Below are 24,953 nucleotides of genomic sequence, written 5' to 3'. Positions count from 1 at the left end.
AATGCCCCAATGACCCAATGACTAAAAAAATGATAAAGAATTATTTGAAAATTGCATGGCGTAACCTGGCCCGTCATAAGCTTTACAGCTTTATTAATATAGGTGGCCTGGGTGTAGGCATGGCGGTAAGCTTTATGCTGTTATTATATGTTTACAACGAATTCTCGTTCGATAAAATGTATAAGGACCAGGACCTGATCTACCAGGTTTGGCGCAACCAGCCATCAAATGGCGACATCCGCAGCACCAACAGCATGTCGGTACCGGTTGCTGATGCTATACGTAAAAACTACCCCGAGATAGCGCTTACGGCACGCACCAACTGGGGGAACGAATACCTGTTCAGCTATAAGGATAACGCCCTTAAAATTACCATGTTATCGGCCGATCCGTCGCTGCTCGATATTTTCAGCTTTGAATTTGTACAGGGCAGTAAATCTGATGCTTTTAAAGATGTGTCATCCGTTGTATTAACCCAAAGCACCGCAAAAGCAATTTTTGGTAATACTGACCCTATGGGTAAAATGGTTAAAATAAACAATACACGCAGCGCCAAGGTTACAGGCATTTTAAAAGACATGCCCGAAAACAGCTCCATGAAATTTAGCGCGATGGGTTCGTGGGCTATGCTGGAGGCAGACGAACCCTGGATAAAAACCTCGGGCTGGGGCAACTTTAGTTTCCAAACGTATGTGAAGGTAAAATCGGGCACCAATTTAAGCAAGCTTAATAGTAAGCTGGCCGGCCTGGTAGCCAAATACAATTCGCAGGATAAAGAGAACAAGCTGTTCCTGTACCAGTTTTCTAAACAGCACCTGTTCACCGAGTTTAAAAACGGCGTAAGCACCGGCGGCGGCGCTATAGAATATGTGCGCCTGTTTATGTTTTTGGCCATTGGCATCCTGCTGATAGCCTGCATCAATTTCATGAACCTTTCTACCGCACGCTCACAAACCCGTGCCCGCGAAGTTGGGGTGCGCAAAGTGGTAGGTGCAAGGCGCGTTTCTATCATCCAGCAGTTTATGGGCGAATCGTTACTGATGTGCGTAATATCATTTGGGCTTGCACTGGCTTTAACTGCATTGATACTGCCTTATTTTAACGGCCTTATCGCAAAAAATTTAACCATTCCTTATCGGCTGCCCTTCTTTTGGATAGCCGGAACAGGGGTTACGGTTATTACCGGCATTATCGCGGGCAGTTACCCCGCGCTCTTCCTGTCGTCGTTTAAACCGGTAAAGGTTTTAAAGGGGATAAACAAAGCTGGCAAGGCAACCTTAAGGCCAAGGCAAATATTGGTTATCGTGCAATTCTCGTTTGCAACCTGCCTTATTTTGTCAACCATCCTTATTTACAAGCAATTAAACTTCATTAAAAACCGCCCGGCAGGTTATGATAAAAACGGCCTGGTAGAGGTTCCGCTTGATGGCAGGTTGTATAATGAATTTGAAAGTTTCCGCAGGGATGCCATCGCATCAGGGGCTATTACCGAGGCTGTAAGCACTTCAAACACCATAACAGGTAACGGTGGTGCATCGTGGGGTATTAAATGGCCGGGGCAGTTGCCGGGCGAAGACAAACTGCCGATTGAGCAGATGGTAGCCAATTATCACTTCACCAAAACATTTGGTTTGGAAATGGCCATGGGGCGCGATTTTGATAGTACACGCCCATCAGATACCACCGCTATCCTGCTGAATGAAGCCGCTGTGAAAATGATGCGTTTAAAAGAACCTTTGGGTGCAGTTGTTAACTGGCAGGGCGCCGACCGTACTGTTGTTGGGGTATTAAAAAATTATATTGTAAACTCGCCATCCGAGCCGGCAAAACCACTTATAGTAGGCAATGTAAAAGGCTGGGCAGGCATGGCAGGGGTAAGGCTTAACAAGGCATTATCCGTATCAAATGCGCTGGATAAATTAAGCGCTGTTTATAAAAAGTATAACCCGGATTACCCCTTCAACTACAAATTTGTTGACGAAGAGTACAGTAAAAAATTCCATACCGAGCAATTATTGGGTACGCTGTCAAATTCATTCACCGTGCTGGCCATTGTGCTGTCCTGCCTTGGTCTATTCGGCCTGGCATCATTCGCAGCCGAACAGCGCCGCAAGGAGATCGGCATCCGCAAGGTATTGGGTGCCACCACTGCAAATTTATGGCTTAACCTGTCAAAAGAATTTGTGCAGTTGGTTATTATCGCCTTTATTATCGGCGGTGCGGTAAGCTGGCGTTTTATGGACCAGTGGCTGCATAATTACACCTACCGTACTGATATAAGCCCGTGGGTATTTGTGGCTACTATAGTGATAAGCCTTGCCGTAACCTTGCTAACAGTAAGCGGGCAGGCCATAAAAGCCGCGTTAAGTAACCCGGTAAAAAGTTTACGTTCCGAATAAATTTATCATTGGGTCATTGAGTCATTTCGGACCGGCAATGACTAATGACCTAATGAGCCAATGACTAAAAAAATGATAAAGAATTATTTAACCATCGCCTGGCGAAGCCTTACCAAAAACAAGGTGTTCTCGTTAATCAACACATTTGGATTGGCCATTGGCCTGGCCTGCTGTATGCTTATAAGCGGCTACCTGTACCAGGAGTTAACATACGATACCTATTCCGCAAATTCAAAACAGCTTTACCGGGTAAACCTGGGCACCATTGGCAACGGTGGTACCGATGTTTACCCCCTTGTTGATGTAGCGGTAGGCGAGGGCATGAAAAATGCATATCCCGAGATAAAGGCATCAACCCGGTTATTGAGCAATCCCCCGCTTTTTGTTAAATATAACGGGCAGCAATTTAAAGAAACCAATATTGTACAGGCCGATTCTAATTTCCTGAAGATCTTTTCGATCCCCCTTATAAAGGGCGATAACAGTATCGCGCTGGCCGAGCCAAACAGCATTGTGCTTACAAAAAATATGGCCAAAAAGTATTTTGGCGAAACCCCCGCTATTGGCAAAATAATTTTGGTTGCCAACCAGCCCCTAAAGGTTACCGGCATCATCAACAACGTGCCCGATAATTCGCACTTCCATGCCGATGCTTTTATAAGCCTGGATACGCGTAACCGCCCCCAAACCTGGAGCAATATTGGTTATTACACATACTTGCTGCTGGATAAGAACGCCGACCCTAAAAAGCTGGAAGCGCAATTTCCGCAGCTGGTATCAAAATACGTAGTGCCCGAAGTTCAACGAGATATGGGTGTGAGCCTGGCCGAAGCGCAAAAATCTGTCAACACCTTTATTTTTAGCTTACAACCCATTACCGATATCCACCTGCGCTCGCATACCAAATTTGAGCGCGAGGCAAATGGCGACATCAATTACGTTTACATATTTGGGGCGCTTGCCGCGTTTATATTACTGCTTGCCTGCATCAATTTCACCAATCTTTCTACAGCGGCATCGGCAAGGCGGTCAAAAGAGGTTGGCATCCGTAAGGTTTTGGGGTCGTTAAAAAACAGCCTGGTAAATCAGTTCTTAACCGAATCGGTAATGTTAACCACAATTGCAATGGTTTTTGCCCTTGCCCTTGTTTATGTTTTACTGCCATATTTTAACAATGTAGCGGGCAAGCATATCACCATGCAATTTTATTTAAACTACAAAGCTCTGTTCATCGAGTTGATAGTGGCCCTGGTAGTGGGTATTGCAGCAGGCGTTTACCCGGCGTTCTTTATTTCGTCATTTAAGATACTAAGCGTATTAAAAGGTAACAGCAACTCGCAAAACACACGCAGCCTGTTACGCAGTGGCTTAATTGTATTCCAGTTTGGTATATCAACCGCGTTTATCATCGCCACGTTTATAGTGTACCAGCAGCTGCATTTTATGCAGAACCAAAAATTGGGTTACGATAAAGACCAGGTATTGGTAATAAACGATACTTACACGTTAAAAAACAACCTGGTGCCATTTAAAAACCAGTTGCTGCAAAATAAGCAGGTACTTAACGCCACCATATCAAGCGATTTGCCGGTGCGCACAGGCGATGGTACCCAGATCTATCTAAAATCATCAAACGCTAACGTGGGCCACAGCGAGATCCACGCCAGCATCTACCATATTGATGAAAATTACTTGCCAACTATGGGCATGAAAATGGCCACAGGGCGAAACTTTTCCCCGGCTTCCCCGGGCGATTCGTCGGCCGTTATTGTAAACGAAACTACGGTAAAGGAGCTTGGTATAGGCAACGCCGACCCGATAGGTAAAACCATTGTGCGCTCGGGCCAGCGCGAGTTTACCATTGTTGGCGTAGTTAAAGATTTTCATTATTCATCGGCCAAAGAAAAAATAGCCCCGTTAATGATGCTTTACGGCCACAGCAACGGCTCTATCATGGTAAAAGTTAAAACGGCTGATGTAAGCGGTTTAATTGCGGATATTAAAACACAGTGGGACGATTACCACGCCGATAGCCCGTTCAGCTATACCTTTCTGGACGACCAGTTTGCCCAGCTATACATAGCCGAGGCCCGTACGGGTAAAATATTTACCTCGTTTGCGGTGCTGGCAGTAATTATAGCGAGCCTGGGTTTATTTGGCTTATCGGCATTCAGTATCCGCCAGCGGGTAAAAGAGATAGGCATCCGCAAGGTGTTAGGTGCATCGTCGGGCAGTATTACCGGGATGCTATCGGCCCAGTTCTTAAAATTGGTTGCGCTGTCAATTATCATAGCAATACCGTTTACGTGGTTTGCCATGCACAAATGGCTTCAGGAATTTGCTTACCGCGTAGAGGTACAATGGTGGGTATTTGTAGCGGCAGGTACAATGGCTTTAGCTGTGGCGTATATTACGGTAAGTTTTCAAACAATTAGGGCGGCATTGGCCAACCCCGTAAAAAGTTTACGAAGCGAGTAACCTGTTTAGGTTACAAGTTGTCATATATGCCGAGACAGAAACTCTAAATCCTGATTTTTACACCCTAAAGTCGATTTAAGACATAGAGGTTAGTTTAGGATTTAGTGTTGAGATTTAGAATTTAAAAAAAAAACATCATGTTTAAAAACTACATCAAAACCGCCTTCAGAAGTTTAAAAAAGAATAAAGGCTTCACTATTATTAACGTGTTTGGCCTTGCCCTGGGCTTATGCGTGTGCATGCTTATTGTTTTTTATGTGATAGATGAGCTTGGGTATGATAAATTTAACACCAAAGCCGACCGCATTTACCGGGCAAACGACGAGATAAGGTTTGGGGGCAATACCAACAGCTACGCGGTATCGCCGGCGCCAATGGCACAAACGTTCTTAAACGATTTCCCCGAGGTGGAGCTGGCCGTAAGGTTTAGGGACCGCGGCAGTTTTAAAGTGCGCAAAGGCGACGAGAACGTGCAGGAGCAGCATGTATTATATGCCGACCCGCAGATATTTGATGTGTTTACGCTGCCCATGCTGCACGGCGACCCAAAAACGGCGCTTAAAAACCCCAGGAGCGTGGTGATCAACGAAACCACTGCCAAAAAATATTTTGATACAGATGATGCGGTTGGTAAATCTCTTACATTGAACGATACGCTTTTTTACAAGGTTACGGGTGTTATTAAAGACATGCCCAAGCAATCGCACTTTAACACCGATATCTTCATATGCATGACAGACCTTGCCGAAAGCAAAGAGGATGCCTGGTTAAGCAATAACTTTAACACTTATATTTTATTAAAGCCGGGCGCGGATGTTAATAAACTGAATGCCAAACTTAAGGGTATGGTGAGCAAATATGTGGGCGGCCAGTTGCAAGCTGCTGTCCATATGAGTTACGAAGACCTTGAAAAGGGCGGAAGTTACTTCAGGGTGAATTTGATCCCCTTAAAGGATATCCACCTAAAGTCAAACCGCGAGGCCGAACTGAGCGGGAATGGTAATATCCAATACGTGTATATGTTTTCGGCCATCGCCATATTTATATTGCTGATAGCCTGTGTTAATTTTATGAACCTGAGCACCGCGCGCTCATCAAACCGCGCCCGCGAAGTTGGGGTGCGCAAAGTATTGGGTTCGCCGCGTAAATATCTTATCGCGCAGTTCCTGTCCGAGTCTGTTATGGTAACACTTTTCGCTACCATCATATCGGTAATAGGGGCATGGCTGCTGTTGCCATTGTTTAACCAATTAGCCGATAAGCAGCTTGGCTTTACCGCTGCAACTTTTGCGTGGCTTTTACCGGCCTTGCTTGTAACCGTATTGGTTATAGGTTGCCTGGCAGGCTCTTACCCGGCGTTTTTTCTTTCGGCTTTTCAGCCGGTTGATGTATTAAAGGGCAAGTTATCATCAGGTTTTAAAGGCGGCTTTCTGCGCAGCTTTTTGGTGGTGTTCCAGTTTTCAATATCAATTTTTCTGATCATCGGCACGCTGGTTATTTATCATCAGCTTAAATTTATCCAAAGCAAGGACCTTGGTTTTAACCGCGAGCAGGTAATGGTTATCAATAACGCTAATGCCCTGGGCGACCGCGCTAAAGTGCTTAAGGAACAACTTGGGCAGCTACCGGGCGTAGTAAGTACCACCATGACGGGCTATATACCCACCAGCGGATGGCGCAACAGCACCACGTTTTTCCAGGATGCCAACAGGGATACCAAAACTGCCTTATCAACCCAGGTGTGGGATATTGATGAAGATTATATAGGCACAATGGGGATGAAGTTATTGCAGGGCCGCAATTTTTCTAAAGGGAATAAAGCAGATTCGACAGCCCTGGTGATAAACGAAGCTGCCGTAAAACGCCTTGGAGTTAAAGACCCGATAAACAAGGAACTGTACTATTCGATGGATAATATGGCAAAGAATTTAAAGATCTACCGTATTATAGGTGTGGTAAAGGATTTTAACTTTAACTCGCTCAGGGAAAATGTTACACCGGTGGTATTTGCCCTGCAAGAGAATAGGGGCAGCCTCGCCGTACGCATTAACACCGCCAATACAACCGGCCTTATAGCGCAGGTAAAGGCAAAATGGCATTCGGTATCGCCAAACCAGCAACTGGATTACACCTTTATGGACGAGGATTTTGAAAGAAGCTACCGTACCGAACAACGCATGGGCGGTATTTTTGTAGCCTTTACCACTATGGCCATTGTTATTGCTTGCCTTGGTTTATTTGGTTTGGCAGCCTACGCCGCCGAGCAGCGTACCAAAGAGATAGGCATCCGTAAAGTTTTGGGGGCCAACGTATCTATTATAGTGGGGATGCTTTCAAAAGATTTTATAAAGCTGGTGTTAATAGCCATCGTATTAGCGTCGCCGCTGGCCTGGCTGGCCGGCCGTTACTGGCTGCAGGGTTTTGCCTATCGCGATGGTATAAAATGGTGGATAATAGCAGCGGCAGGTACAGGGGCAATAGTTATAGCATTTATTACCATCAGCTTTCAGTCGGTTAAAGCGGCATTGGCCAATCCGGTGAAAAGCTTAAAGAGCGAATAAACAGTTCATTGAGTCATTTGGTCGTTGGGTCGTTATTTAGGCCTGTACTGACTAATGGCCTAATGACACAATGACTCAAAATATGATAAAAAACTACTTCAAGATCGCCTTACGCGGTTTTAAAAAACACAAGCTATTTACGCTTATAAACGTTGTAGGCTTGTCGATAGGTATCAGCGCGGCGCTGGTTATCTACCTTATTGTTTATTTCGACTTTACGTTTGATAAATTCCACAAGGATCCCGAACGTATTTACCGGGTAACAACCGATTACTCCTTCGCGGGCGAAGTTGGCCACAACAGCGGCGTAACCCTGGCCCTGGCTCCGGCTATAAAAAGCGAAGTAACCGGTGTAGATATTATTGCCCCGTTTTATACTTACGATCAAACTACCGTGGTTATACCAAATGGTACCGCCGCGGATAATAAGGTAAAAAATCAGCCGGGCATTATTTTTACCGATGAAAATTATTTTAAGTTTATCAACTACAAATGGCTGGCCGGTAATCCAAAAACTTCGCTCAAAAACCCCGACCAGGTGGTGCTTACCTCGGCCCAGGCTAAGATCTACTTCCCCAAACTGGCGTATGCCGATATGATGGGTAAGGAAGTGATCTACGATGATTCTGTTAAAACCACGGTAAGCGGTATTGTTGCTCCTATAACAGAACGTACCGATTTTATGTACCACGATTTTATCTCGTCCATAACTGCTACAACAAACAGTTACCTTAAAGCTAATTTCGAGCAGCCGCAGTGGGGCAATACCAATTCGGCATCACAGCTTTTTATAAAATTATCGCCAACCGCATCGGCCGCGAAGGTAGAGAAGCAACTGAATGTAATGCTTAACAAGCATAACCCGCCACGCCCCGAAGATAAAGGCAACACGCAGGGCTTTACCTTACAGCCGCTTAAGGCCATCCATTTCGACCAGGTTTACGGCGGGATGGAGGGCGCACGCACCGCTAATAAAACAACTTTATACGGCCTGCTGGTTATAGCGGCGTTTTTACTGATACTGGGCTGCATCAACTTTATTAATTTAACTACGGCACAGGCCTCGCAGCGGGCCAAAGAAATAGGCATCCGTAAAACCATGGGCAGCAGACGCGGGCAGCTCATCGCCCAGTTTTTGAGCGAAACCTTTTTGATCACATTGCTTGCTGTAATTATATCAGTAGCCGCGGCGCCGCTTATCCTCAAAATATTTGCCGATTTTGTACCTAAGGAGATCTCGCTTAACATTGTTCATCACCCCGATGTGATACTGTTCCTGCTTATACTGGTTGTGGTGGTTAGCGGCCTTTCGGGCTTTTACCCCGCGCTGGTATTATCTGGCTATAAACCGGTAGATGTGCTGAAAAACCAGGTGCAAAGCGGCAGCAGCAAATCGCGCAGCGTATGGTTGCGTAAATCGTTAACAGTTACACAGTTTGTAATAGCCCAGTTCTTTATCATGGCAACCGTATTGGTTAGCAAGCAAATATACTACGCCCTGCATAAGGACCTTGGCTTTAGAAAGGAAGCTATCGTTAATATATCCACCCCATTTAAACAATTAAATACCGATAAGCAGCAGGTGTTTTTAAACAAGATCCGCTCTATCCCGCAGATACAATTGATAAGCGTGGGTGGCGCGCCGCCATCATCAAATAATACCAACTCTACCACGGTTAATTATTTAGATGGTAAAAAAGAGGTTAAAACCGACCTGCAGCAAAAATTTGCCGACGAAAATTATTTAAAGGTTTACAACATTAAATTACTGGCCGGCCGCAACCTGCGTACATCTGATACCACCGGCGGCGGGGGCACGCTCATCAACAATACCTATGCCCGTATATTAGGTTTCCGCAAGCCGGATGATGCCATTGGTAAAATACTTGACTATAATGGTAAAAAGAAGCAAATTATAGGTGTTACCGCCGATTTTTACCAGCGATCGTTACATGCGCCTATTAAACCTTTGGCTATATTGCAGCCAACCACAAATAAATATAACAACCGCACTTTTCATATCCTGTTAAAACCGGAAACAGCCGGCGGTGCCGAATGGAAAGCAGGGATGGCTGCAATTGAGAAAGTTTGGAAAAACATCTATCCCGAAGATGATTTTAGCTACAACTTTTTTGACGATAACATTGCCAAATTTTACACGGCCGAGCAAAACACCTCTAAGCTTTTAAACTGGGCAACCGGCTTATCTGTTTTTATAAGCTGCCTGGGCTTATTGGGCCTGGCCATATACACTACCACCCAGCGCACCAAAGAAATTGGTGTACGTAAAGTATTAGGGGCTACTGTGGCGCAGATAGTTACCCTGCTATCAACAGAATTGATCTGGCTTATTGTACTGGCATTTGTATTGGTAACCCCGATAGCCTATTATGCCATGCACAAATGGATGGAAAACTTTGCCGACCGCACCACCATAAGCTGGTGGATCTTCGCCCTGAGCGGCGCGGGCATGCTTGCGGCAGCTTTGTTTACGCTAAGTTTCCAAACCGTAAAGGCGGCGATTGCAAACCCGGTAAGGAGTTTGCGGAGCGAATAGATAGTAAATTTGTCATCCTGTCCAAAGGACTCCTTCGGAGAACGTAGTGAAGGATCTGTTAGCGAACTATGCATAACCGATATGCATCACGGCGATCAGATGCACTCCGTTAGCCAACGGATCAGCATGAAAGCATAAATAGCGGTGGGTTTGTACCCATCGCTATTTTTTTGCACTTGTTTGTTGTTGCCAATTAGCATCGCCATGCTTGCTGAACCTTGCGATTAGCCGTCATTTTCTTTAAGAAAGGCAGTAACTTCCTCTTTTAGAATTTTAGAATTTAAGATTTAGCATTCCCCAAAAGGTTAACAGATGTTAAAAATTATAATTTAACATCAATAGTGCTGATATTGTAGTGTTAAACCACTGCACCTGTCACCATGATAAAAAACTACTTAAAAATAGCCTGGCGTAACCTTGCCCGCAATAAGATTTCGTCCCTCATTAATATCGGCGGACTGGCTATTGGCATGGCGGTAAGCTTTATGCTGCTGTTGTACGTGTATAACGAGTACAGCTTTGATAAATTCCACATAAACAGCCCAAGGCTTTACCAGGTATTTAAAAATCAGCCAAGCAACGGCGAGATCCGTACCAAATGGTTTACACCGCAAAAGCTTGCCGGTGCTCTCAATAAAGATTATCCGGAAATATCCGTTGCCGCCCGCATAAACGAGGCGAAGGATGTTGTGCTATTCTACAATAACAAAGGGTTGAAATTTAACAGCGTGGCCATGGACCCCCAGATCCTGGATATGTTTACCTTTGAATTTACACAGGGTGATAAGCGCAGCGCCCTGGCCGATCCATCATCCATCATACTTACCCAATCGACCGCTAAGGCCATCTTCGGGGATGCAAACCCGGTGGGGCAGGTGGTGAAATACGCCAACCAGTTCCCCATGAAGGTGAGTGCGGTGATAAAAGATCACCCAAAAAACTCCAGTTTTACATTCAAAGTTATCACTTCGTGGGATGCTTTTCTGTCGCAGCAGCCCTGGCTGAAGGGCGAAAACTGGGACAATTACGGATATGCCACTTATGTGCTTTTAAAACCGGGCACATCGGCCGCTAAAGTTAACGCCAAGATAAAGAACCTGATAGGCGAGCATTTCGCTCCTGATAAGCAAGTAAAGCTATTCATGTTGCCCTTTACCGACTTGCATTTACGCGGCGAATTTAAAAATGGCGTAAACGTGGGCGGCCGTATCGATTATGTGCGCCTGTTCCTTTTACTGGCTATTGGGATCCTCCTTATCGCCTGCATCAACTTCATGAATTTATCTACCGCGCGGTCGGAGCGGAGGGCAAGGGAGGTGGGCATCCGCAAGGCCATAGGTGCCCGCCGTATCTCGCTCATCAAGCAGTTTATGGGCGAGTCGTTGCTAATGGCGTTTGTGGCCCTGGCACTGGCGTTAATATTTGTGGTAGTACTGTTGCCGGTGTTCGGTAATATCATCGGCATAAAGTTAAGCCTGCCTTACAATAACTTGTGGGCATGGTTAACGGCGCTAACAGTAACATGTATAACCGGTTTGTTTGCAGGGAGTTATCCGGCATTATTTCTATCATCATTTAACCCGGTTAAGGTATTAAAAGGTCAGTTTGCCAACACCAAAACTACCATACGGCCACGCCAGGTGTTGGTTGTGGTACAATTTACCTTTGCCATATGCCTGGTGGTATCCAGCATTTTCGTGTACAAGCAGATCAACTATATCAAAGACCTTCCCATCGGCTATAACCGCAGCGGACTTATCGAATTGCCGATAGATGGCGCGATGTACGATAAGTTCGAAAGTTTCAGGCAGGATGCCATCAGCTCGGGCGCCATTGTAGATGCCGCCAGTATCTCCGAGCCCATCACCACCATAACCAGCGCCACCTGGAAGAATACATGGCCTGGGCAGTTACCAGGTGAAGAAAAGATCCCTATAGATTGCATTGCGGTTACCTATCATATGCTAAACACCTACCAGATCAAAGTTATACAGGGCCGCGATTTTGCCATAGACAGGCCTTCAGACTCAACCGCCGTGGTTTTAAACGAAGCTGCTGTAAAGCTTATGCGCTTAAAAGAACCCATTGGCCAAAAAATAAACTGGATGAGCACCGAGCGCACCATTATTGGTGTGGTTAAGAATTTTGTGTGGGCATCGCCTTATGATGCGGTTAAACCAACCATCATCGGTTTTTCAAAGGGTTGGGTAGGCAACATCGGCATCCGGCTAAATCCTGCAAACGCTGTATCAAAAAACATGGCGCTATTGCAGGCTGTCTACCGTAAATACAATCCGTATTACCCCTTCGATTATAAGTTTACCGACGAAAGCTTCGCCCAAAAATTTAAGAACGAACAGCAACTGGGCATTATGGCGGTAATGTTTACCTGTTTGGCCATCATTATCTCCTGCCTGGGCCTGTTCGGATTAGCTTCATTCTCGGCCGAACGGCGCGGAAAGGAGATCAGCATCCGCAAAATATTGGGTGCCGGTACCGCCGGGCTTTGGTTAAAACTATCGCAGGAGTTTGTGAAGCTGGTATTCATATCGTTTGCGATTGGGGCGGTCATAAGCTGGTATAACATCAGCCAATGGCTAAAACAGTACACCTATCACACCACAATCAGTATTTGGGTATTTGTAGCCACGCTGTTTTTAAGCATTGTTTTATGCCTTGCAGCAGTAAGCTGGCAAGCCCTGAAAGCCGCCTGGGTTAACCCGGTGAAGAACTTGAGGAGCGAATGATAATTGCTTTATTGTTGATTGTTTTATTGCTCGCCCGAAGCTAAAAACATGGACTACCTTCTCCGCAGGGTCTTCGGAACGAGACCCTGCGCCGCATGCAGGCAACGCAATGAGCCCCTGAGGAAGAAGTAAAGAAACGTATATAGGAGTGTAAACCCACTACAGGATTAACAACCAAATGTGTAAACTTATTTCAGGACGGATTGCGCTTCATTGAGTTGATAAATCCGAAATCGTAATTCTAAAATCTAAAATTAGCGGGTGTCCCATTCTGTCCCATTCAGAAGCGAGTGGGACACCCTGATAAAAATATATAAACAACTTATTTAAAGATAATTAAATACCTTATGATTAAGTATTACTTTAAATAAGATTGCAATTTTATATTTTGTATTCATCTGATAAACAGGTAATTGCAAATCTGTCCCGCAGTGTAATATATTTAGTGGGACACCCTTGCAACTACAAATTCAAAACTGACAGCTGAGGCTATGCATCATCGCGCAAAATCTGTAAATTCGCCTAATGAATTTTTCGTCGAAGTTGCTGGAGGATGCTGTTGCCGAGTTTGCCAAATTGCCGGGTGTGGGCCAAAAAACCGCGCTGCGTTTAGTATTGCATTTGCTTAACCGCGATAAGGATGAAGTGCAAAAATTCAGCACTGCTATCAGCAAACTGCGTAACGAGATCCAGTTTTGCCAAACCTGCCATAACATATCCGATCAAAAGGTGTGCGAGATTTGCTCGTCGCACAAGCGCGATCATAGCCTGATCTGCGTGGTAGAGGATACCCGCGATGTGATGGCCATTGAAAACACCAGTCAGTACAATGGCGTTTACCATGTTTTGGGTGGCTTGATATCGCCAATGGATGGCATAGGCCCCGCCGATCTGCAGGTAGATACGCTGGTAGAAAGGTTAAAGGATAACGACGTTAAGGAAGTTATTTTTGCCTTAAGCGCCACCATGGAAGGGGACACCACCATTTTTTACCTGCACAAACGTTTAAAACAATTTGCAATAAATATCTCAACTATTGCCCGTGGCATAGCTTTTGGAGGTGAATTAGAGTACGTGGACGAGATTACTTTAGGACGATCTATCGTAACCCGTGTACCGTACGAAAATTCATTATCCTGATAGCTTATGAAACTTTCTGTTATTGTAGTTAATTACAACATGTGTTCGCTGCTAAGGCAAGCGCTATTTACTTTAAATAGGGCCTGTAGGGATATTGATTATGAATTGATTGTGGTTGACGACGCTTCAACGGATAAGTCGGTACAGATGCTGAACAGCGAGTTTCCTGATGCTAAATTATTGGTTAACAAACACCCGCGTGGGATAGCCAAAGCCCGTAACCAGGGTATTGAGCAAGCCGGCGGAGAGTATGTTTTACTGGTCAATGCGGATACTATTAGCGGCAAAAAAACAGTTGAGCATGTAGTTGCGTTTATGGATGCCCATAAAGATGCCGGCGGTGTTGGCGTGCGTATGTTAAGCCCGCGTGGTAATTTTTTATCCGAATCCCGAACAGGGTTTTCAAGGGTATGGGGCGGCTTGCTAAAGCTAACCGGGTTGGCCAAATACTTTCCAAAATCGCGCCTTTACAAAACTGATGATATCTGGGTAGAAGATGAAGAGTTTGCTACTACCGAAGTAGATGTTATCAACGGTGCATTTATGTTATTACGCCGTTCGGTAGTTAACCAGATAGAGGCCTTTGACGAGCGATTTGTAATGTTCGGTCACGATATCGATCTTTCTTTCCGCATCCGCCTTGCGGGATACAAAAACTATTACTTCCCAAAAACATATATACTTAACTTCAATAGCCTTTCAAGGACCAAATTTAGCTGGACTTACATCAGGCATTTTTATGGGGCTATGATTATATTCGCTGCCAAGTATTTGCTGCATATGCCGGAGATAAAAATTCCGGGTATCCCGCAGATCTTCGCCCCGAAATATGAAATTGAGAGATAAGGTAGTCATCATCACCGGCGCATCATCTGGAATAGGTAAGGCCCTTGCCATTGAATTTGCCAGGCGCGGCGCTAATTTGGTATTGGCAGCCCGCCAGTACGTAACCTTATGCGAAATTGCCCAAACTTTACAGGTTGAATATGCCATAAAAGCCCTTGCCGTGCAATGCGATGTAGCTATTGAGGAGGATTGCGCCACCCTTATTAAACAAGCCAAACTTACCTTCGGGAAAATAGATGTACTGGTAAACAACGCCGGTGTATCTATGCGCGCGCTTTTTAAGGATGCGGAGCTGCAGGTATTAAAAACAATAATGGATGTAAACTTTTGGGGCACTGTTTACTGTACCAAATATGCCCTGCCGGCTATTACCGAAACCAGGGGCAGCATAGTAGGCGTATCATCAATAGCAGGTTACAAGGGCTTGCCGGGCCGTTCGGGGTACTCCGCCTCAAAATTTGCCGTGAACGGTTTCCTGGATGCGCTGCGGGTAGAGAACCTGCGAACAGGGGTACATATTATGGTTGCCTGCCCGGGTTTTACATCGTCCAATATCCGTAACACGGCACTTAATAAAAATGGCAAACCACAGGGCGAAAGCACCATGAACGAAGGCAAGATGATGACCGCAGAACAGGTAGCCATAATTATAGCCAACGGCATTGAGAACCGCGACCGTACCCTGATCATGACCCTCCAGGGAAAGCTAACTGTATTCCTGAGTAAATTGTGGCCGGTCTTTTTAGATAAGCAGGTGTTCAAGGTTTTCGCCAGGGAAAAGGATGCGCTTTTGAAGTAATTTCATGGTTCACTGGTATTTAAAAACACACTAATAAACTATTGAACTTTTTCAAATTCACTTATTTTGCTCATATCCAATTCTATCCTGCCATCCTCGGCACGGGTAAACATGGGGATGAATTTGGCGTTCCAAACCATATCCTGGGCAATGTACGATGTACGGGAGTGCACCGTTTGCGAAAAGGTATCGTCAAAAGCTTTTAACAATACCGAAAAGCTGGCCTGGTAGGTTTCCAGGTCTTCGTATATCATATCTATCAACGGGCTGTTGGCATCAAGCGGGTGCACAATTGTCCAGTTAAGGGTAAGCAGGCTCACATATTTACGCTCAAGATCTAAGGGGAAAAAGCGGCGTATGGGTTTGCCATCTACAAATTCGTTATATGAAAAGATAACCTGTATATCCAGGTCTATGAGCACATTCTTACGGATATTGGCCAGCCTGAACATTAAGCCGCGGCCATTTTCGCCATAGGGTGCAACAACCATATTTTCGCTGTAAACAATTTTTGCCGATGGTTTTGAAAAGCGCCCATACAGCAATCCCGTTGCCAGCGCAAAGGCAAGTAAACCTATCATCGACTCAAATGCCGCCACGCTGTTTGCCACCACGCCCCGCGGACTAATATGCCCGTAACCCACCGTAGAGATGGTTTGCGCCGAAAAAAAGAAGGCATCCATCAAATGGCTCATATGGTTATGGCCCGATGCACCGTCAAGGCTATCCATACCTATCAACACATATATTGATGCGAAAAACAGGTTGGCAATTAAATAACCGCTTAGCACAACAACCCAAAATCTGCCCCAGCTCATTTTAATTAGCGTATGGTAGGTATCGGCAGTGTTGAACCGCGAAAGGCCCTTGCGCTTTACATTCACCGAGCCGTCCTTATTTATAAGCGGCTGATTCTTGATCACCGGCTGCGGGCCAAAACCAAGGTCATTCTCGGGGTTAATATGCTGTTTGCGTATAGCCATGGATCAATTAGTGATTTAGTGAGTGATGATTTAGTGATTTAAAAAGTAGTAGCTAATTCACTAAATCATTAATTCATTAAATGCTCTGGTAAAAATATCATAATGCTTGCTTTTAGTGAAAACAATTTCCATATTTGCTTTATAAAAAATGAAAGCGCAAATTTTAAACAACAATTGGTGGTGGCTTAACGAGAATTCGTAAGGCAGCCTCATTTTTTGTTTTTTATAAAATATACAGAAGGGTTGCCATTACGGCGACCCTTTTTTATTGCTCGCCTCCCGGCCCCCGTTGGCTAACGGGGGAGTCGGATTAATGGTGAAGCTAACAACATATCAATTAACTTAAAAATTCCCCCTTCAGGGGGTTAGGGGGCAGATGAAACAGATACTTAATCACCTTTTTGAACATAAAACCTTTACCCGCGAGCAGTCAAAAGAAATTTTGAAGGATATTGCCTTGGGTAAATTCAACAATTCGCAAATGGCCGCGTTTATGACGGCCTATTGCATGCGCAGCATCACCGTTAACGAGCTGGAAGGCTTCCGCGATGCCATGCTGGAGCTTTGCCTGCCTGTTGACCTGCAAACCGGCGAACTGATTGATCTTTGCGGCACAGGCGGCGATGGTAAGGATACATTCAATATTTCTACCCTTGCATCGTTTGTGGTGGCAGGAGCGGGATATAAAGTTGCCAAGCATGGCAACTATGGCGTGTCATCGGGCTGTGGTTCATCAAACGTAATGGAGCACCTGGGTTACACATTCACCAATAACCCCGATTCGCTGAAACGCAGCGTTGATAAGGCTAATATCTGCTTTTTGCACGCGCCGCTGTTTCATCCGGCCATGAAAACCGTAGCGCCTATCCGTCGCGAGCTGGGCGTAAAAACCTTTTTTAACATGCTTGGCCCGCTGGTAAACCCGGCCAAACCGCAAAACCAGATGGTTGGTGTGTTTAACCTGGAACTTGCGCGGATATATGCGTACCTGTACCAAAAATCGGATGTAAAATATACTATCCTGAACGCGTTGGATGGTTACGACGAGATCTCGCTTACCTGCGATTTTAAAACATTCTCTGCCGATGGCGAAAAAATAAATAGTATTGAAAGCCTTGGTTTTAATAAACTGAATGAGGACGAAATAACCGGCGGGCATACCGTAAGCGACTCGGCGGAGATATTTATGAAGGTGCTGAACGATGAGGCTACTCTTGCACAAATTAGCGTGATATTAAGCAACGCGGCAATGGCCATTAAAACCATCCACCCCGAAAAAAGCTTTGCCGATTGCTTTTACGAGGCCGAAGAATCGCTGGTAAGCAAAAAGGCGTTAAACAGCTTTAAAACCCTTATAGCTAATTAAAATGAAAATTAAGGTTTGCGGCTTGCGCGATTCTGATAATATTAAAGCAATTGAAGCTTTAAGCCCCGGTTATATGGGTTTTATCTGCTACAATAAGTCGCCGCGCTTTATTGGCGGGATGGATGATGATGAGTTGGTAAATATTTCGACAGATATTATCAAAGTTGGTGTTTTTGTGGATGAGGATGCCGATAGCATCAGTAAGCTGATATACAAGTATAAGTTCGATGCTATACAACTGCACGGGGCCGAAAGCCCGGAGTTTTGCGATATGTTTAAGCACGAAGTGCAGGTGATAAAAGCCTTCGGCGTGGACGAGGAGTTTGATTTTGGTAAACTGAACGCGTATAAGAACAATGTAGATTATTTCCTGTTCGATACAAAAACAGCCGCGCATGGTGGGTCGGGCAAAACATTTGACTGGCATATTTTGGACAAATATCAATTGGACGTTCCTTTTTTCCTGTCGGGAGGATTAAGCCTTGATAACCTGGAAGAGGTAAAACAAATAAAGCACCCGGCGTTTTACGGCGTCGATCTGAACAGTAAGTTTGAGGTATCGCCGGGATTAAAGGATATAGATAAATTAACAAAAGCATTTAATAAAGTGAAGGGTAAAGGGTAAATCCTGCGAGCTCAATCACTATCCCGATTGCTATCGGGACACTCAATCAATAAATCACTAAATAAAATAATGAAGTACGGAGTTAACGAGAATGGCTATTACGGAGATTTTGGCGGTGCATACATACCCGAAATGCTGTACCCTAATGTGGAGGAACTGAAACAGGAGTACATTAAAATAATGAACGACCCCCGCTTTATTGCCGAGTTTGACCAACTGTTGAAAGATTACGTGGGCAGGCCATCGCCTTTGTACCATGCCAAAAGATACTCGGAAAAATACGGCGCAAACATCTTTTTTAAACGCGAAGACCTTAACCATACCGGTTCGCATAAAATAAATAATGCCATTGGGCAGATCCTGCTTGCACAGCGCCTTGGCAAAAAACGCATCATCGCCGAAACAGGAGCGGGTCAGCATGGCGTGGCTACCGCTACCGTATGCGCCTTAAAGGGCATTGAATGCATTGTGTACATGGGCGAAATCGATATGGAACGCCAGGCACCAAACGTGGCCCGTATGAAGATGCTGGGCGCAAAGGTAGTGCCGGCAACATCGGGCAGTAAAACGCTTAAGGATGCTACTAATGAGGCCCTGCGCGACTGGATAGGCAACCCGGTTGATACGCATTACATCATTGGCTCGGTAGTGGGGCCTTACCCATACCCGGATATGGTAGCCAGGTTCCAGTCGGTAATATCCGCAGAAACTAAAAAGCAACTTTTAGAGCAAACCGGCAGCGAGTTGCCGCAGTATGCCCTGGCCTGTGTTGGCGGCGGCAGCAATGCCATGGGTATGTTCTACCATTTTTTAGATGATGAAGATGTGAAACTGGTGGCCGTTGAAGCTGCGGGCAAAGGTGTTGATAGCGGCCACTCGGCAGCTACCACCTTTTTGGGCAAAGAAGGTGTACTGCACGGCAGCCGTACCATCCTGATGCAAACCGCCGACGGCCAGGTAGAGGAACCATATTCTATCTCTGCCGGGCTGGATTATCCGGGCATAGGCCCACAGCACGCGCATCTTTATAAAATAAACCGCGCAAAATACGTAAGCATCACCGATGATGAGGCGTTAGATGCGGGCTTGTTGTGCTCGCAAATGGAGGGCATTATCCCGGCTATCGAGACCGCCCACGCGCTTGCTTACCTGGAAAAAATGACCTTCCAAAAAACGGATAACGTGGTGGTTTGCCTTTCGGGCAGGGGAGATAAGGACCTGGATACTTATATCAGGCATTTTGGGTTCTGAGTTAAGCCTTTAGTCGCAAGTCTTTAGTCTAAAGTCATTATGCACACTCAAGACTAAAGACTTTCGACTTTTAACTTATCAGACTGTATCATTACCGAACACACACTGTTACGCTTACGTACATATCGTACGCTTTTTGATATAATTAAACACCTGATAATTAACTAATTATCACTTTGGTATATGTTTTAACTATTGTAAAACATATTGCCATAATTATGTTAAAAAATTACTTCAAAATTGCCTGGAGGAACATTATCCGTCATAAGGCACATTCTATTATAAATATCTCGGGCCTAAGCGTGGGCATTGGCGCTTGTTTATTGATATTCGTTATCCTGCGGTTCGAGCTTAGCTTCAATAAATTCAACAGTAATTTCAAGGATATCTATCACCTGGTTACCAAACAAACCGCCGAGGATGGTATCAACTTTAACCCCGGGGTATCTGTACCCGCGCTTGATGCGTTACGCATAGATTTTCCGCAGGTAAAATTCGCGGCGTTAACTTCAAGCTATGGCAGCCAGATGATTGTACCCGCCGCCGGTTCTGATGATGCTACGGGTGATAAGAAATTTATCGAGCCAATTGGCGTGATATTTACCGAGCCACAGTTTTTTGAGATCTTCCACACCAAATGGCTTAGCGGAACAAAGGATGTACTGTCTCAGCCCAATATGGTTGTCATCAGCAAAACAATTGCCACCAAATACTTTGGCGACTGGAATAAAGCAACCGGTAAAACCATAAAAATGGATAATACCTTAACGTTAAGGGTTGCCGGTGTGGTAGAAGATTCGCCAAGTAACAGCGATATCCCGTTGAAGCTGATGGTATCGTATATTACCTGGAAACAAAGCGGTAACACTTATAATTATAACAACGATTGGGGCTCTATCAGCAGCAACCACCAGATATTTTTGCAATTACCTCAAAACTTAAGTCGCGAAAAATTTGAAAGCCAGTTGGTAGGCTTTACCAAAAAGGTTTTAACAGATCCAAAACGTACAGCACGCTGGCATTTGGCACAGCCGCTTAGCGAAATGCACTTTGATACCAAAATAGGCAACACCCTGGGCGACCACTCTACCAGCAAGGCAACCATAAACACTTTAACATTCATAGCTGTTTTGATCATCCTGATGGCATCAATCAACTTCATCAACCTTTCAACCGCGCAATCGGTTGGGCGCTCAAAAGAGGTTGGCATCCGCAAGGTATTGGGCAGCACCCGTAAACAGCTGGTATCGCAGGTAATAGGCGAAACCACTATGGTGATCATGTTTTCGATAATATTGGCCGTAGTAATAGCAAAAATAGCTTTACCATACCTTAAAAATATTTCCAACGTACCCGATGATATCAGTTTGTTAAACACCGATACCGTTATATTCCTTTTGTGCACTATGCTGGCGGTAATATTATTATCGGGTATTTACCCGGCGCTGGTTATATCGGGCTTTAAGCCGGTTGCCGCGTTAAAAAATAAAATAACCGCTGCATCAATAGGTGGGATACCGCTGCGCAGGGCGTTGGTAGTAGCACAATTTACTATTGCACAGCTATTAATAATAGGTACCATTGTAGCGGTAAACCAAATGAATTTTGTGAACGAGGCCGATCTGGGTTTCAACAAAAACGCGGTACTGATAGTTCCGGGTTATACCGATAGCATCAGCCTGAGCAAAATGCAATCGTTTAAGCAACAGTTGCTGCAAAACCCCGATGTTAGATCAGTAAGCTTTGCTTCGGACGCGCCATCATCTGATAATAACTGGGGGGCAAACTTCTACTTCAATAATTCTACAAAAGACCTAAACTTCTCTACCTTTTTGAAGTTTGCCGATGCCGATTATTTTAAAACTTACGGCCTGCAGTTTGCTGCCGGTAAAGCCTATGACGTTAGCGATACTGCCCGCCAGGTAGTTGTTAACGAAACATTTATCCATAAACTGGGCATACAAAAAGCTGAAGATGCCCTTGGCAAAACGGTTAAGTTAGGCAGCGGCAAACGCTGGTTACCTATCATTGGGGTGGTGAAGGATTTTAAAACAAACTCGCTGCGCGAAACGGTAAGGCCAATGTATATTACGCCGATAAAAAATTACGAGTCGCAGGTGGCGGTTAAGATCCAAACCAAAAACTTAACCAAAACGGCAAAAGCAGTACAAACCCTTTGGGAAAACACCTATCCCGAATATGCCTACAACGGTTATTTTTTTGACGAGAGCATAGCGCAGTTTTACAGGCAGGAAAACCAGCTGGCTTTGGTTTACAAGATCTTCGCGGCCATAGCCATATTCATATCATGCCTTGGTTTATACGGCCTGGTATCGTTTATGGCGGTACAACGCACCAAAGAAGTTGGTGTACGCAAGGTGTTGGGCGCTTCGGTATTTAATATCGTGTTCCTGTTCTCGAAAGAGTTTATGATACTGATATCCGTAGCATTTGTAATAGCAATGCCTTTGGCGTGGTATGTAATGTCGGGCTGGCTGCAAAATTTTGCGTACCGTATCCCGCTAACAGCCGGGGTATTTATACTTGCTATTGTATCGTCAATGGCCATTGCATGGGTAACGGTAGGGTACAAGGCATTAAGGGCCGCGCTGGTAAACCCGGTTAAAAGTTTAAGGAGCGAATAAATCTGTCATAGGGTAATTGAGTCATTAGGGCATTTAGGCCGGCAATGACCCCAATGACCTGATGACCCAATGATATAAAACATGATAAAAAATTATTTTAAAACCGCCTGGCGCAGTTTGCTTCGTAACAAAAGCTACACTATTATAAACATTACAGGGCTTGCCATTGGCATAGCCGCTTGTTTGCTTATATTTTTGGTGATCCATTTTGAAACCGGCTTTGATGCCTATCATGCTAAAAAGGACCACATTTACCGTGTGCTTAATAAGCGCACTTCGTCCGAAGGGGTTAAAGTAAGGGCCGGTTTGCCGCTGACCATGGCAAAAGGCCTGCGGATAGATTTTCCGCAATTGCCGTTAATAACATCTGTTATTAACGACGATAATAAACAGCTAAGCGTTAAGGATAATGCGGGGCAGATCAAAAGATTTAAAGAGGAAGACCTGTATATTACCGACACGCAGTTTTTTAATATTTTTGATTTTACCTGGGTAGCCGGCGATAAAAAAGCCGCTTTAAGCGAGCCTAATACAGTTGTGCTTACACAACGTATGGCAAAGAAGTTTTTTGGCGATTGGGAAAACTCGATGGGAAAAACCATCACCTATGAAAACAAAATAGATCTTAAAGTTACCGGAATATTACAGGATTTGCCGGCAACCACCGATTTGCCTGTTCAAATAGCTATATCATACCCAACCATTACCAGTACCGATTATAAGAATAACCTTGAAGACTGGGGCAGTAACTTTGGGTCGCATAATTGTTTTGTTGTGCTGCCCGATAACGTAAGCGAAGCCCAATTTAACAGAGAATTGGTACCCTTTATAAAAAAACACCGCCCGGACGAAGCCAAAAGAGAAGAGTTTTTATTACAGCCCTTAACCCAAATGCATTTTGATACACGCACCAATTTGTTCAGCGGGCAGGTTTTTAGTAAAGACATGATCAGAACTTTGAGCCTTATTGGTATATTTCTGTTGGTGATTGCCTGTGTTAACTTTATAAACCTTGCTACAGCTCAAGCGGTTAACCGTTCAAAAGAAGTAGGTATCCGTAAGGTTTTAGGCAGTAAACGCCAGCAGCTTGTCCTGCAGTTTTTAAGCGAAACTTTTATTATAACTTTATTTTCGGTAGTGCTTGCAATGGCTTTAAGCGAAGCGGCTTTGCCCGCATTAAACAGCCTGCTCGAAATAAAATTAAATTCAGGCTTTATTACCGACCCTGTTATTGTGGCATTTTTAGCGGCAGTACTTGTGGTTGTTACATTGTTATCCGGTTTGTACCCGTCAATGGTGTTATCGGGCTTTAATCCCATAGCCGCGCTTAAAAACAAAATCACCGGCGTAAGGAGCAACGGCATAACTTTAAGGCGGAGCCTTGTTGTTGTACAGTTTGGCATAGCGCAGGTGCTGGTAATAGGCACTATAGTGATCATCAGCCAGTTAAATCATTTTAAAAATTCGCCGTTAGGCTTTGATAAGGATGCGGTAATTACGGTTAACCTGCCCGGCGACAGCCTTAGCCGCCTTAGGATGAAAGCTTTACAAAACGAAATACTGCAGCAGCCAAATGTTAAAAGTGTAAGCTACAGCTTTGCAAGCCCGTCTGATAATGCAAACTGGGGTTCCTCAATAACCTATGATAATGCCGCGGTCGAAACCGAATTTAGTGTCAATTTGAAATGGGCGGATGCCGATTACTTTAAGCTGTATAATTTAAAATTTGTTGCAGGCGGGCCATATGCTAAGAGTGATACCGTAAATGCTTACGTAGTTAACGAGACCCTGTTAAAAAATCTTGGGGTAGCAAACCCTAAAGATGCCGTTGGCAAAAACCTTAACATATGGGGCGATAAAAAACTGACTCAAAAAATTGTTGGGGTGGTAAAGGATTTTAATGTAACATCATTACGTGAACAGATACCGCCGGTGGTTATGGCCGCCTGGACAGATCAATATAGCATAGCCAACATAAAGCTTACACCTGCCAATATGCAACCCACGCTGGCATCAATTGAAAAGCTTTGGACTAAAACCTTCCCGGATAATGTTTACGAGTACAGGTTCCTTGATCAAAAAATAGCTAATTTTTACAGGAAGGAAAGCCAGCTATCTTACCTGTACAAAATATTCGCAGGTATGGCCATTTTCATATCGTGCCTGGGCCTGTACGGTATGGTATCGTTTATGGCGGTGCAGCGCACCAAAGAGGTAGGCATCCGTAAAACACTGGGCGCTTCGGTAGCGAATATTGTGTACCTGTTCTCGAAAGAATTTACCATGCTTATTCTGGTATCATTTGTTATTTCGGCACCTGTTGCATGGTACTTTATGCAGCAGTGGCTGCAAGGGTTCACATACCGGATATATCCTGGCGTTGGCGTATTTGCCTTGTCAATTACTTTATCCATTATTATAGCGTGGGCAACGGTTGGCTACAAGGCCATACAGGCCGCGCTGGTTAACCCGGTAAAAAGTTTAAAAAGCGAATAATCCGTCATAGGTCATTGAGTCATTAGGTCATTTTAGACCAGCAATGACTCAATGATCTAA

The 24,953-nt window shown here is 44.7% G+C and carries 14 protein-coding genes; 13 read left to right on the top strand and 1 reads right to left on the bottom strand.

Annotation, left to right across the window (positions count from 1 at the left end; translation table 11 throughout):
• The first annotated feature begins 29 nt into the window (after positions 1–29).
• From EWM62_RS03075 to EWM62_RS03040, 8 genes are all read left to right on the top strand, one after another.
• Complete coding sequence (locus tag EWM62_RS03075) at positions 30–2,399, top strand: ABC transporter permease (protein ID WP_162499765.1); 2,370 nt, start codon at positions 30–32, stop codon at positions 2,397–2,399.
• Between the two features lie 72 nt (positions 2,400–2,471).
• Positions 2,472–4,877, top strand: a complete 2,406-nt coding sequence (locus EWM62_RS03070; protein ID WP_129875157.1) for an ABC transporter permease — start codon at positions 2,472–2,474, stop codon at positions 4,875–4,877.
• A 137-nt stretch (positions 4,878–5,014) separates the two neighbouring features.
• Positions 5,015–7,438, top strand: a complete 2,424-nt coding sequence (locus EWM62_RS03065; RefSeq protein WP_129875156.1) for an ABC transporter permease — start codon at positions 5,015–5,017, stop codon at positions 7,436–7,438.
• Positions 7,439–7,520: 82 nt separating this feature from the next.
• Positions 7,521–9,995, top strand: a complete 2,475-nt coding sequence (locus EWM62_RS03060; RefSeq protein ID WP_162499764.1) for an ABC transporter permease — start codon at positions 7,521–7,523, stop codon at positions 9,993–9,995.
• 380 nt (positions 9,996–10,375) lie between these two features.
• Positions 10,376–12,742, top strand: a complete 2,367-nt coding sequence (locus EWM62_RS03055; protein WP_129875154.1) for an ABC transporter permease — start codon at positions 10,376–10,378, stop codon at positions 12,740–12,742.
• A gap of 525 nt (positions 12,743–13,267) precedes the next feature.
• The gene (recR, locus tag EWM62_RS03050) at positions 13,268–13,882 is read left to right on the top strand and encodes a recombination mediator RecR (protein WP_129875153.1); all 615 of its coding nucleotides are present in this window, start codon (positions 13,268–13,270) and stop codon (positions 13,880–13,882) included.
• A 6-nt stretch (positions 13,883–13,888) separates the two neighbouring features.
• On the top strand, positions 13,889–14,728 hold the full coding sequence (locus EWM62_RS03045) for a glycosyltransferase family 2 protein (RefSeq protein WP_129875152.1): 840 nt from the start codon (positions 13,889–13,891) through the stop codon (positions 14,726–14,728).
• A complete protein-coding gene (locus tag EWM62_RS03040) occupies positions 14,712–15,527 on the top strand; it encodes an SDR family oxidoreductase (protein WP_129875151.1) in 816 nt (271 codons plus the stop codon). Before EWM62_RS03045 ends, EWM62_RS03040 begins: the two co-directional genes overlap by 17 nt.
• 38 nt (positions 15,528–15,565) lie before the next feature.
• Here the strand turns inward: EWM62_RS03040 and EWM62_RS03035 are convergent, their stop codons facing one another.
• A complete protein-coding gene (locus EWM62_RS03035) occupies positions 15,566–16,510 on the bottom strand; it encodes an ion channel (protein ID WP_129875150.1) in 945 nt (314 codons plus the stop codon).
• A gap of 376 nt (positions 16,511–16,886) precedes the next feature.
• Here EWM62_RS03035 and trpD point away from each other — a divergent pair, with 376 nt between their 5' ends.
• The 5 genes from trpD to EWM62_RS03010 all read left to right on the top strand — a co-directional run bounded on the left by trpD (position 16,887) and on the right by EWM62_RS03010 (position 24,893).
• Complete coding sequence (trpD, locus tag EWM62_RS03030) at positions 16,887–17,876, top strand: anthranilate phosphoribosyltransferase (protein WP_129875149.1); 990 nt, start codon at positions 16,887–16,889, stop codon at positions 17,874–17,876.
• Position 17,877: 1 nt separating this feature from the next.
• The gene (locus tag EWM62_RS03025; RefSeq protein ID WP_129875148.1) at positions 17,878–18,501 is read left to right on the top strand and encodes a phosphoribosylanthranilate isomerase; all 624 of its coding nucleotides are present in this window, start codon (positions 17,878–17,880) and stop codon (positions 18,499–18,501) included.
• 69 nt (positions 18,502–18,570) lie between these two features.
• The gene (gene trpB / locus EWM62_RS03020) at positions 18,571–19,752 is read left to right on the top strand and encodes a tryptophan synthase subunit beta (RefSeq protein ID WP_203234969.1); all 1,182 of its coding nucleotides are present in this window, start codon (positions 18,571–18,573) and stop codon (positions 19,750–19,752) included.
• Positions 19,753–19,970: 218 nt separating this feature from the next.
• Positions 19,971–22,397, top strand: coding sequence for an ABC transporter permease (locus EWM62_RS03015; protein WP_129875147.1), 2,427 nt, complete (start codon positions 19,971–19,973; stop codon positions 22,395–22,397).
• Positions 22,398–22,478: 81 nt separating this feature from the next.
• A complete protein-coding gene (locus tag EWM62_RS03010) occupies positions 22,479–24,893 on the top strand; it encodes an ABC transporter permease (RefSeq protein WP_129875146.1) in 2,415 nt (804 codons plus the stop codon).
• Positions 24,894–24,953: the final 60 nt, after the last annotated feature.

The sequence above is a fragment of the Mucilaginibacter terrigena genome (genome assembly GCF_004168255.1).
Lineage (GTDB): Bacteria > Bacteroidota > Bacteroidia > Sphingobacteriales > Sphingobacteriaceae > Mucilaginibacter > Mucilaginibacter terrigena.
This window is presented reverse-complemented; position numbering and strand designations above follow the sequence as displayed.